This is a genomic window from Pelotalea chapellei (genome assembly GCF_018531195.1).
In the GTDB taxonomy this organism is placed as follows: Bacteria; Desulfobacterota; Desulfuromonadia; order Geobacterales; family Pseudopelobacteraceae; genus Pelotalea; species Pelotalea chapellei.
In genome coordinates, this window is record NZ_JAHDYS010000028.1 from 1 (window position 1) to 10,621 (window position 10,621).

General features: G+C 56.3%; 9 protein-coding genes. All 9 read right to left on the reverse strand.

Annotation, left to right across the window (positions count from 1 at the left end):
* Positions 1-197: 197 nt before the first annotated feature.
* The 9 genes from thiF to KJB30_RS17625 all read right to left on the reverse strand — a co-directional run bounded on the left by thiF (position 198) and on the right by KJB30_RS17625 (position 10,461).
* Positions 198-998, reverse strand: a complete 801-nt coding sequence (gene thiF, locus KJB30_RS17585) for a sulfur carrier protein ThiS adenylyltransferase ThiF (RefSeq protein WP_214301678.1) — start codon at positions 996-998, stop codon at positions 198-200.
* Between the two features lie 58 nt (positions 999-1,056).
* Complete coding sequence (cysN, locus tag KJB30_RS17590) at positions 1,057-2,733, reverse strand: sulfate adenylyltransferase subunit CysN (protein WP_214301679.1); 1,677 nt, start codon at positions 2,731-2,733, stop codon at positions 1,057-1,059.
* Between the two features lie 87 nt (positions 2,734-2,820).
* Positions 2,821-3,726 carry a sulfate adenylyltransferase subunit CysD gene (cysD, locus tag KJB30_RS17595; RefSeq protein ID WP_214301680.1) on the reverse strand — a complete coding sequence of 302 codons (906 nt, stop codon included), beginning with the start codon at positions 3,724-3,726 and terminating at the stop codon, positions 2,821-2,823.
* A 125-nt stretch (positions 3,727-3,851) separates the two neighbouring features.
* A complete protein-coding gene (locus KJB30_RS17600) occupies positions 3,852-4,547 on the reverse strand; it encodes a phosphoadenylyl-sulfate reductase (RefSeq protein ID WP_214301681.1) in 696 nt (231 codons plus the stop codon).
* Positions 4,548-4,563: 16 nt separating this feature from the next.
* Positions 4,564-6,012 (reverse strand): SLC13 family permease, encoded by a 1,449-nt coding sequence (locus KJB30_RS17605; protein ID WP_214301682.1) that lies wholly within the window; start codon positions 6,010-6,012, stop codon positions 4,564-4,566.
* Positions 6,012-6,788 carry a hypothetical protein gene (locus tag KJB30_RS17610; RefSeq protein ID WP_214301683.1) on the reverse strand — a complete coding sequence of 259 codons (777 nt, stop codon included), beginning with the start codon at positions 6,786-6,788 and terminating at the stop codon, positions 6,012-6,014. Before KJB30_RS17610 ends, KJB30_RS17605 begins: the two co-directional genes overlap by 1 nt.
* A 39-nt stretch (positions 6,789-6,827) precedes the next feature.
* On the reverse strand, positions 6,828-8,120 hold the full coding sequence (locus KJB30_RS17615; RefSeq protein ID WP_214301684.1) for a nitrite/sulfite reductase: 1,293 nt from the start codon (positions 8,118-8,120) through the stop codon (positions 6,828-6,830).
* A gap of 141 nt (positions 8,121-8,261) precedes the next feature.
* Positions 8,262-9,215: a cysteine synthase A gene (gene cysK, locus KJB30_RS17620; protein WP_214301685.1), complete on the reverse strand. Its 954-nt coding sequence runs from the start codon at positions 9,213-9,215 to the stop codon at positions 8,262-8,264.
* 106 nt (positions 9,216-9,321) lie between these two features.
* A complete protein-coding gene (locus KJB30_RS17625; protein WP_214301686.1) occupies positions 9,322-10,461 on the reverse strand; it encodes a trans-sulfuration enzyme family protein in 1,140 nt (379 codons plus the stop codon).
* Between the last annotated feature and the right edge of the window lie 160 nt (positions 10,462-10,621).

The following is a 10,621-nucleotide window of genomic DNA, read 5'->3' on the forward strand; positions in this document are numbered from 1 at the left end:
CATGATCAGGGACAACCGCCGCTGGAACGATAGTTTTTATGCTTTCACTTGACAGAGAACACGGTTGCTCCGCGGGGTTTTCTTCGGTTGCGACGATCTGACTATTTTTGAACAACCTGAGTTTTTCGACACTGTTAATCCCAGAGTCTCTGACCCCATGATCCCTGATCCCCAGTCCCCAGTCCCCAGTCCTGATTCTACTCTTCTCCCAGAATAATCCGAACAACCTGGTTGGCCTGGTGACCGGCTGCGATGGCTACCCGTGGCGCCATTAACCCATTGCCCGGCTGAGCTTCGGAAACTGCATCGCCCGCAACATAGAGGCGTCTGGCAGCACGGCGGGTGATGATGCTGTTGTTGGGACCGAAGCCGGCCAGTCCCGAGGCAGCTACTACGTGCACTCCCGACATTTCGGCTAACACGGTGTTTACCAGCATCGCCTTCATGTCGGCCCGGTCAAAAGCCTCCACCACAATCGAGCAGGGGGCGAAGATTGTCGGCGTATTGAGCGGGTCAAGCAGCACCTGGTGTGTTTCCACCCGCACGTAGGGATTGATGCGCCGCAGGTTGTCGGCCAGGGCATCCACCTTGAAACAGCCGATCTGGTCGATGAAGTATTGCTGGCGGTTGAGATTGGAAGGCTCAACAACATCGAAATCTGCAATGATCAGCCGGCCAATGCCTATTCGAGCCAAGGCGACGGCTACCGCTGATCCAAGGCCGCCGACGCCGGCAATGCCTACGGTAGCTGCTTTCAAACGGCGATGAACACCCGGTGTGTGCCGGGCAGCCATCAGCGCCTCCAGCTCCTCTTCAGCCGGCTGCTCTCCCCGGGTGATCAGAAATAGTTCGTCACCCTCCTGGACAGAGGTTTCCCGAGCTGCCGGAAATCCGTTCAGGATCAGCACATCCGCTCCCGGCCGGTGCAGGTCGGCTACTTCAGCCAGGGTGAGTCCGTCCGGGATCTGCGCCTGTCTTTCATTGATCTGAATCAGCATGCTGAGATCATCTTTTGTGCGTCATCAACAGCTGGCGTCGCTGTGTGAAGTATTGACTTCATATACTGGTCCCGGTGTCGGCATAGCTGTTTTCAACCGGCTTGATGCCTCGTCTGAAGACAAGAATGCTGATTCCTTCAGCTGTGCGGTCGAATTCAAATGAGAGTCTCTGCTGGAAAGCGAGCAGCGCGACAGCGTGCAGCTGTCCAAGATCTTTCAGGCGGAAAAGAACCCGGTTGCCTTTGCCAAGGTGTTCAATGAAGCTGGGCGATATTTCGAATTCGATCGCGCACCCTTCGGAGGAGAGATCGACCACACTGGCACCGCTAGCGCTGACCGAGGCTGCACTCAGGCTGATGCGCACAGGAGCGGCATCTTCACAAACTACGACCTCAGGCGTGAATTCTGTCACCTGCACCGCATCAGGATCCACAGGTGCCGTGATCACCATGCCGGCAGCTACCGTGGCATTGGTGTAGCGGTCAATCAGGATGAAGCTGCCGGTGTCGCGGTTGTTGCGGTATGGATCGAACGAAACCGGCCGATCCAGTTCGAGACGGACTACCCCGATCCCGTTCAGGCCAAGGGTCGGCTCCTGCTTCTGCTCAAGGGTGTTCACATCCACGACGTACTGCACGGCCGTGACTCTGCCCGGGGTTACTGCCGAGGCGGTCTTGACAAGATAGAGCTGGCCCGGCTGGAGTGGTTCGTCGTGCATCCAGACCAGGTGAGCCTCCGGGTGACGGGTGTGGAGCGGCGGCGCATCCGGTATGGTCAGCATGTCGCCCCGGCTGACGTCGATCTCATCTTTCAGGGTCAGGGTCACCGCCTGGCCTGCGGTTGCTTCGGGCAAGTCTCCCTGCATGGTAACGATGCGGGCGACCCGGCTGGTGCGTCCCGAGGATGCCACCAGTATCTCATCACCCGGACGTACCGTGCCCGATGCGATGGTGCCGCAGAAACCCCGGAAATCAAGATGGGGACGGTTGACCCACTGGACCGGCAGACGGAACGGCTCTCCCCTGCTGTCGCCGGCAACCGGCACATTCTCCAGGTATCCCATCAGGGTGGGGCCTGAGTACCAGGGTGTGTTGGCGCTGGCTTCGATCATGTTGTCGCCATTGAGGGCAGAGAGAGGAATGGCGGTTATGGAGGCGAATCCCAGCGGAGCGGCGAACTTTTCATAGTCCCGCTGAATGGCATCGAACTGCTTTTGGTCAAAGTCGATCAGGTCCATTTTGTTGATCGCCAGCACAACATTGCGGATGCCGACCAATGAGACCAGAAAGCTGTGACGCCTGGTCTGGGTCAGCAGCCCCTTGCGGGCATCCACCAGGATCACTGCCACTTGGGCCGTAGAAGCACCGGTGACCATGTTGCGGGTGTACTGCTCGTGGCCGGGCGTGTCGGCGACGATGAATTTGCGCTTGTCGGTGGAGAAGAAGCGGTAGGCCACGTCGATGGTGATTCCCTGCTCCCGCTCCGCCTGCAGCCCGTCCAGCAGCAGCGCATAATCGATGGCTCCCCCCTGGGTGCCAACCTTCTTGCTGTCCACCTCCAGCGCAGCAAGCTGGTCTTCAAAGACCATCTTCGAGTCCCATAGCAGGCGTCCGATAAGGGTGCTCTTGCCATCATCCACGCTGCCGCAGGTAATGAAGCGCAGCAATGTTTTTTCTTCCTGGCTTTTGAGATAGGCGAGGATATCGCTTTCTATAAGATCCGATTGGTGTGCCACGTGATTCCTCCGTTAATGCTTGGGCCGCGTCCGATCAGTCGGATCGGACCGCTCGGACTGATCGGTCTGATCCGAAACGGCCGAATTCTAAAAATATCCTTCTTGCTTCTTCTTCTCCATCGACCCCGCCTGGTCATGATCGATCATGCGTCCCTGGCGTTCCGATGTGCGGGTCAGCAGCATTTCCTGAATAATGCGGGGCAGGGTGTCCGCTTCCGATTCCACCGCGGCGGTCAGGGGATAGCACCCCAGGGTCCGGAATCGCACCGATTTGTATTCAACTTTCTCACCCGGTTGGAGTTCCAGGCGGTCGTCATCCACCATGATCAGCATGCCATCCCGCTCTACCACCGGTCGAACCGCGGCGTAGTAAAGCGGCACGATCGGGATCTGCTCCAGGTGGATGTACTGCCACACGTCAAGCTCGGTCCAGTTGGAAATCGGGAAGACGCGGATGCTTTCACCGGGCTTGATGCGGGTGTTGTACAGGTTCCACAGTTCAGGCCGCTGGCTTTTCGGATCCCAGCGGTGGTTGGCGCTGCGGAAGGAGAAGATCCGCTCCTTGGCCCGGGATTTTTCCTCATCCCGGCGGGCGCCGCCAAAGGCAGCATCGAACTTGTAGCGATCAAGAGCCTGTTTCAGCCCCTCGGTTTTCATGACATCGGTATAGAGCGCCGAACCATGGGTAAAGGGGGAAACGCCTCGATTGACCCCTTCCTCATTGACGTGCACGATCAGGTCCAGGTTGCACTCGGCAGCCATGCGGTCCCGGAACTGGATCATTTCGCGGAATTTCCAGGTAGTGTCCACGTGCAACAGTGGGAACGGCGGTGGCGCAGGGTAGAAGGCCTTGCGGGCCAGGTGCAGCATGACTGCCGAATCCTTGCCGATGGAATAGAGCATCACCGGGTTGTTGAACTCGGCGACGACTTCGCGGAGGATGTGGATGCTTTCGGCTTCAAGCTGCTGTAGATGGGTCAGGTTGTCACTCATTTAATGTTCTCTCCTTATTCCCCCCTTTACCCTCCCCCAGCCCCTCCCATAAAGGGAGGGGAGCATGAAAGTTCCCTCTCCCCTTGTGGGAGAGGGCTAGGGAGAGGGGGAATGGGGGGACTAATTTATCTTCTGTGCAATCCGCACTCTTTATTTTCCGGGTTCTCCCACCACCATCTGCCGGCCCTGGCGTCTTCTCCCGGTTTTACTGCCCTGGTGCAGGGGGCGCAGCCGATGGAGCGGTAGCCCTGGCTGTAGAGTCGGTTGCGCGGCAGCCGCTGTTCTTCTGTGTATGCCAGCAGCTGCTCTTCAGTCCAGGCCAGTAGCGGATTGATCTTGAGCAGGCCGCCGTTGAGCTCGTCCACCTCAACAGGGGGCAAATCGCCGCGGGTAACTGCCTGTTCGCGGCGCATGCCGGTCACCCAGCCCGACAGACCCTTCAGGGCCCGACTGAGCGGTTCCACCTTGCGGATGGCACAGCACTGATGGCGTTTGTCCAGTGATTCACGGAACGAAAACAGACCGTCAGCCCGCTCCAGATTCTCCACATCATCATGACGCGGGAAGTACCAGTCGATCTTCAGTCGGTAGCGTTCAACCAGGGCATCGGCAACTTCGTAGGTTTCTTCATTGAGGCGGCCGGTATCCAGCGCAAACACGCCAAGGTTAAGGCCTGCCTGGTGTGCAATATCAATAATAGCCACATCTTCCATGGAAAAGGAACAGGCCAGGGAGACAGGTCCGCTGGCTGTTTCGATACCGATGCGCAGGATCTCGGCAGCAGAAGTATCGGATGCTATGGTTGGAATAGTTGAGTTCATCACAAGTCCCTTTTTGCTAAATTTTGAGCCCGATCAGCGGCCATACGAAATATGCCGAAAACAGGAACAATAACCATGATATCAGCATGATCATGGTGCCGGAAAGCATGATTTCCTTACTTTTCAGATACCCGGAACCGTAGGCGATTGCCGTGGCCGGCGTGCCCATTGGCAGGCAATATGCCAGACCGGCCGGCAGTGCGATGGAAAGCGTCATGACTTTGGGATCAATGCCCATGCTCGCTGCCAGGGTCAGGCCTATGGGCATGAAGATGGCCACCACGGCAGCGTGGCTGATGCATTCGGTCAGGATGATGGCCACAAAGGAAATTACCGCGATCACTACAAAGGGTGAGGGGGTAAAGACCTGCAGCATCTTTTTGACGACCCAGAGAGCGGCGCCGCTTTTCTCCAGCGCGCTGGCTAGGGCGATTGTGCCGCCGTACATCAGGATGATGCCCCAGTTGACGTATTCTTCGATAGACTCCCAGGTAACTACCCGGAAGACGAACAGAGCCACCGATGCCAGAATAGCGATGGCTGCCAGTCCCGTTTTTTCTCCCAGGGTCATCCAGCTTAGAATGGTAACTACCATTACCAGCGCTACGATGATTTCATTGAAACTCATCTTGCCGACTTCGAGCCGCTTGCGGTTAAGATAGCGCAAGCCACTGTCCACGCTGGATACATCCTGGGGAAAAAAACGCAGCAGCAAAGGAAAGCCGATCAAAAGCAGCGGCAAGACGATCATGCTCGAGGCGGTCATCCACTCCAGAAAGGAAAAGTGCAGACCCGTTGATTCACGCAGGATGCCCACTGCAAGCGGTGCCCGCGCTCCCCCCAGAAAAGTGGCGATGCCGCCGATGATGCAGCCCCAGGCAAGTGACATGAACAGCAGTCCCGCATAGCGGCTTTTGCCTCGCTCGAGGCCGAGGCTGGCAACGATTTCAGAGACGACCGGAAACATCATGGCAGCCACGGCATGCTCGCTCATGCAGTAGGAAAGTGCGGTACAGAGCAGGAATACGGTCAGGGCCAGTGTGCGGGGCGTTCTGCCGAAACGGGACAGCATGGCTCGCGCCAAGCGCGCCGACAAGCCGCTGCCGGTCATGGCTGCCGCCAGAATGAATGCACCCAGGATGAAGAAGACCGCCTCGTTGCCGAACTGGGCATAGGTGCTTTTGGCATTCATGATTCCAAGCAGCGGCAGCATCACCATGGAGAGCAGTGCGGTTATTGCAATTGGAATCAGGCCGGAAATCCATAAAACTATGGTTCCGCCAAACAGCACCAGAGAACGGTATCCCGCCTGGGAGAGGCCGCTGGGGGGAGAAAATTGAAGCAGTACACCACACACCAGCACCAGTCCGGCCAGTACCTGGTAATGAAGGGTGCGGTCGAGTACGATCATCCAGAGCGGCCGGTTATCAATTTTGAGAGGCTTTTCGAGGGGAAGATTGACCATTACAAGCCTGCCGAATCAAGTGAATCTTCTGGGTGCTTCACCCTCAGGTGGCGATGCAGATCCGAACGTACCAGGTCGTGTCTCTCAATAATGCGGTTAAGTAGTCCGCGAAAGCGCCCCTGTTCTCCAGGAGTAAGCGGAGTGGTTAGCTGGATCAACGGAAGCAGTGGTTGGATGACTACGTGGTGTCGTTGCCACCCTTCTGCCAGGTGGTGGGAGACACTTGACTGAACTTCCGTATTTTGCCCCGAGAACTGGACCAGCGGCAGGATGTGATCTGCCAGAAGGCTGTCGATTGCTCGAACCGACTCGTCCGTATACTCTCCGACTAACACGGTTGATGCGGTTGACCAGCGCGGGAAAACAGTGTGCGCAGTTTTTAATGATTCCCTCTTCGAGACGTTATCTGCATCGGACAGAGCGGCACTTGTTGGAATGTCGAGGATGTTTACTCCCGCGGCGTAAATATGTTCGATGGCGATCTTGGATAGCGGATAATTAACCTGCACGATCAGCCGGGCATTGAAATTTTTTTTGATCTGGCGCGCCATCTCAAGGTTGTCGCGAAAGCGTGCTTGATCCCCGAACGTCAGATGAAACAGCTGGGTTGATTCCATGCAGAAGCTTTCAAACATGGTCTCCAGGGTTTCATACAGCGGTAGATTGCCCCCCACAAAGAAGACCGACCCCTTGCGCCACAGGTCTTCAGGACCTGCCGATTGAAATGGAGTGTGTGCCAGCGTCTCCATTCTATCTGTATCTATGGTCATGGTCATGGGAACTCCGGCATCAGGTGCTACATGAGAAACAAGATATTACTGATTCAGGATGGCCAGCATCTCTTCCAGGTTTTGGGAAGCAGCGATGCGGGTGCCGAGGCCATCACCTGTGGATCGGAAAACATCAAAGCGCGGAGTGCGCTCGCCGTCAGCCTCTTTGACCAGACCGGAGGTCATGATGCCGATATCTGCCAGTTGCGGTTGAGTACAGGAGTTGTGGCAACCGGAGAGTGCCAGCGTTTGCTCGCCAGTTGTAGCTCCGACTGCTGCAACGATGGCCCGTGCAATATCCCTGGTGGGAGCCAGGCCGGCTTTGCATTCATGGGTGCCGGGGCAGACGCGAAGGGTCAGGCGTTCTTCGGGGGTGGTGCCGGGAAAACCTGCCTCCGCCAGAGCCTGCAGTGCCGATGCCTTGTCTTTGTGTGCCGGGAGCTGAAAAGAGATGTTCTGGTTGGCGGTAACGGTCAGAACCCCGTTTGCCCAGGTTTCGGCAAAACCGGCCAGGGATTCGAGCTGGCTGCTGGTGATCTCTCCGGCAAACAAGCGCGCTTCGATGAAAAATGATTCGTTCTCGGGCAGCAGTGCTTCCGGCAGGCCTTTGAATGGCGGCAGAATCTCATGTGCAGTCGGCTCAGCGCTAATCCGTTTGCGGAACTCCTCTTCTCCGATAGAACGAACCAGGTGCTTGAGGCGTTTTCCGGGAGGGGTGCTGGCCGTATATACGATAAGGATCGCCTCGATCATCGGGATGATGCGCTCTTCCGGCAGGTCCTTTTCCAGCAGGAATCCCGGCTGCGGCTCGCGCCCCAGTCCTCCTGCTACATACAGGTCATACAGGTTTCCGCCATCCGCCGTGCCGGTCAGAACCAGCCCGACATCCTGAATCAGGTGGCGCTGACCAACGGTTGTGCTTTCCACTCCGATCTTGAACTTTTTGGGTAATCTTTCAAAACGTGGATTGCCGGTGAAATGACGCTGAAGTCTGCGGGCAAATTGTTCCAGTCCGGGGAAGCCGGCAGTGCCGGTGCTGCTGCCGCAGGTGACGCCCCTGACTGCTCCGCCGCAGGCCCCTCGTGAAGTCAATCCTGCTCCTGACAGCACTCGTTTCAGCTCAGGCAGATCTTCTTCGCGCAGCCAGTGAATTTCCATGCTGCCGCGGGTAGTCAGGTGGATAAGCCCTTTGCCGAAGCGAGTAGCTGCTTCGCTGACTGTTCTTGACTGCTGGGAAGAGATTACTCCGGCCGGCAGTTTTACACGCTGCATGAAATAACCTTCCTGCCGTTGATAGTAAATGCCGTCCAGCCTGTAATCACGAGTTGCTGCTGTCATAGTTATTCCTTTTCCGATAATAGTATAAAAAAGGCCGAGGGATGCCACTTACGACATGCTGCCCCGGCCTCCGGGTGTCCGGTCAGCTCCTGGCTGTTTACATTTAATTCTCAAATTTTTTACGTTGATACTACTCCCGTATCACAGGCCTTCAAATAGCGCCGTGGAAAGATACCGCTCAGCTCCATCGGGCAGGATCACGACGATGGTTTTTCCGGCGAATTCATCCAGTTTGGCCAACCTTACTGCTGCGGCCATCGCTGCACCGCAGGAAATACCGACCAGCATTCCCTCTTCTTTTGCGAGCCGCTTGGCGAACTCAATCGCTTCTGCACTTTCTACCTGCTCCACCCGATCAACCATGGAAAGATCAAGCGTGTCCGGGATGAAACCGGCTCCGATGCCCTGGATCTTGTGGGGACTTGGCTGGAGCGGTTGCCCGGCCAGATGCTGTGAAATTACCGGACTTTCTTTCGGTTCCACCGCTACTGACAGGATCTTTTTGCCGCAGGTGTTTTTGATGTAGCGGGATATACCGGTAATGGTTCCGCCTGTTCCGACGCCCGATACCAGTACATCAATGCCGCCATCGGTATCATTCCATATTTCAGGGCCGGTGGTTTTCTCATGGATCGCCGGATTAGCCGGGTTCTTGAACTGCTGGGGCAGGAAATACCGGGCGGGGTCGGAAGCTGCCAGTTCTTCGGCCCGATTGATGGCCCCCTTCATTCCTTCCGCACCGGGTGTCAGTATCAGGTTGGCGCCAAGAGCGGCCAGCACACGACGGCGCTCGATGCTCATGGTTTCCGGCATGGTCAGGGTCAGGCCGTAGCCGCGTGCGGCAGCCACATACGCCAGGGCTATGCCGGTGTTGCCGCTGGTTGGTTCGATGATTTCAACGCCAGGCTTGAGAATTCCGCGCTGCTCTGCATCCCAGATCATGCTGGCTCCGATGCGGCACTTGACCGAGTAGGCTGGATTGCGCCCCTCCATTTTTCCCAGCACTGTTGCCTTTGCCCCATCAATTATCCGGTTGAGCTTCACCAGAGGGGTATTGCCGATGGATTGCGAATTGTCTGCGAAAATGCGGGCCATGTTAGGTCTCCTTTTTTTCCGGTCGGAATTATCACGCCTTGTTACGTGATTCATTTGTATATAAATACATCTTCTGTGTCAAGAAATATGATTGACGGTACTACATTCATTTAGTGTTGAATGCTGCGGTCATGTCGTCTATCAGATCCTGTGGGTCTTCCAGACCAACGGACAGGCGTACCAGAGTGTCTTTGATTCCCTTACGCTCACGCTCATCTTTGGGAACAGCAGCATGTGACATGCGGGCAGGGTAGGAGATAATGCTTTCCACTCCTCCCAGACTGACTGCAAAAGCGGACAGTTTTGAACCTTCCAGGAGCTTTTTCGTGTTTTCGAAGGAATCAAGTTCGAACGACAGGACAGCTCCCGGTCCGGCAGACTGCGCCTGTTGTATGGCATATCCGGGATGCTCGGGCAGGCCGGGATAATTGATTTTTGTGACCTGCTTTTGTTCTGACAGCCAGCGAACAATGATTCCGGCAGCTTCTTGGCTCTGGTCCATTCTGATCTTGAGCGTTTTGAGGCCCCGCATGGTCAGGAAGGAATCCTGGGGACCAAGAATCGCACCGAAACCGTTCTGGATGAAGCGGATTCTCTTGCCCAGCTCTTCGTCGCGGACAATGGCAAAACCGCAGATCACATCGCTGTGTCCGTTTAGGAATTTGGTGCCGCTATGCAGCACGATGTCGCAGCCAAGCTCAAGCGGGCGCTGCAGATAAGGAGTCATGAAGGTGTTGTCAACCATGGTGATGATGCCCCGGGAGCGGGCAAGGGTGGCAACCGCCGCCAGATCGGTAATCTTGAGCAGCGGGTTTGATGGCGTCTCCAGATAGATGCCCTTGGTTTCCGGCCGGATAGCTGCCTCAATGGCTGCCAGATCCGTGGCGTCGACAAAAGTGGATTCGATGCCAAGGCGACTGAAGATCGAAGTCAAGACACGGTACGCACCGCCATACACGTCATCGCATACCACCAAATGATCGCCAGGTGAAAAGATCAGCAGGGTGGAGGAAATTGCAGCCATGCCTGAAGCAAAGGCGAATCCACGAGTACCTCCCTCCAGTTCGGCAATCGCCTCTTCCAGCGCTTCGCGGGAAGGATTGTCCGAGCGGGCATAATCGTATTTGCCGAAGTGATCTATCGACCGCTGACGGAAGGTTGAGGTCTGGTAGATGGGCATGCCGAGGGCCCCGGTGCGGGGGTCGATGGTTTGGCCGCTATGGATGAGTTTGGTAGCAAATTTCATGGTATCCTCCAAGGATAAGGAAATATTTTTCAGTAAGGTCCCGGTTTAGATTTTTGCAGTCCGTGCCATTCCCCCTCTCCCTTGCCCTTGTATATTCAGAGGTAGAGGGTATGGTTTTCCTTAACAACGGTGCACGGGACATGGCAGCACGACTGCCCTC

Bases quoted from the DNA above. Each gene is read 5' to 3' on its own strand.
- KJB30_RS17625 (WP_214301686.1), bottom strand. From the start codon at position 10,461: ATGAAATTTGCTACCAAACTCATCCATAGCGGCCAAACCATCGACCCC.
- KJB30_RS17615 (WP_214301684.1), bottom strand. From the start codon at position 8,120: ATGACAGCAGCAACTCGTGATTACAGGCTGGACGGCATTTACTATCAA.
- KJB30_RS17610 (WP_214301683.1), bottom strand. From the start codon at position 6,788: ATGACCATGACCATAGATACAGATAGAATGGAGACGCTGGCACACACT.
- cysD (WP_214301680.1), bottom strand. From the start codon at position 3,726: ATGAGTGACAACCTGACCCATCTACAGCAGCTTGAAGCCGAAAGCATC.
- KJB30_RS17600 (WP_214301681.1), bottom strand. From the start codon at position 4,547: ATGAACTCAACTATTCCAACCATAGCATCCGATACTTCTGCTGCCGAG.
- thiF (WP_214301678.1), bottom strand. From the start codon at position 998: ATGCTGATTCAGATCAATGAAAGACAGGCGCAGATCCCGGACGGACTC.
- cysK (WP_214301685.1), bottom strand. From the start codon at position 9,215: ATGGCCCGCATTTTCGCAGACAATTCGCAATCCATCGGCAATACCCCT.
- KJB30_RS17605 (WP_214301682.1), bottom strand. From the start codon at position 6,012: ATGGTCAATCTTCCCCTCGAAAAGCCTCTCAAAATTGATAACCGGCCG.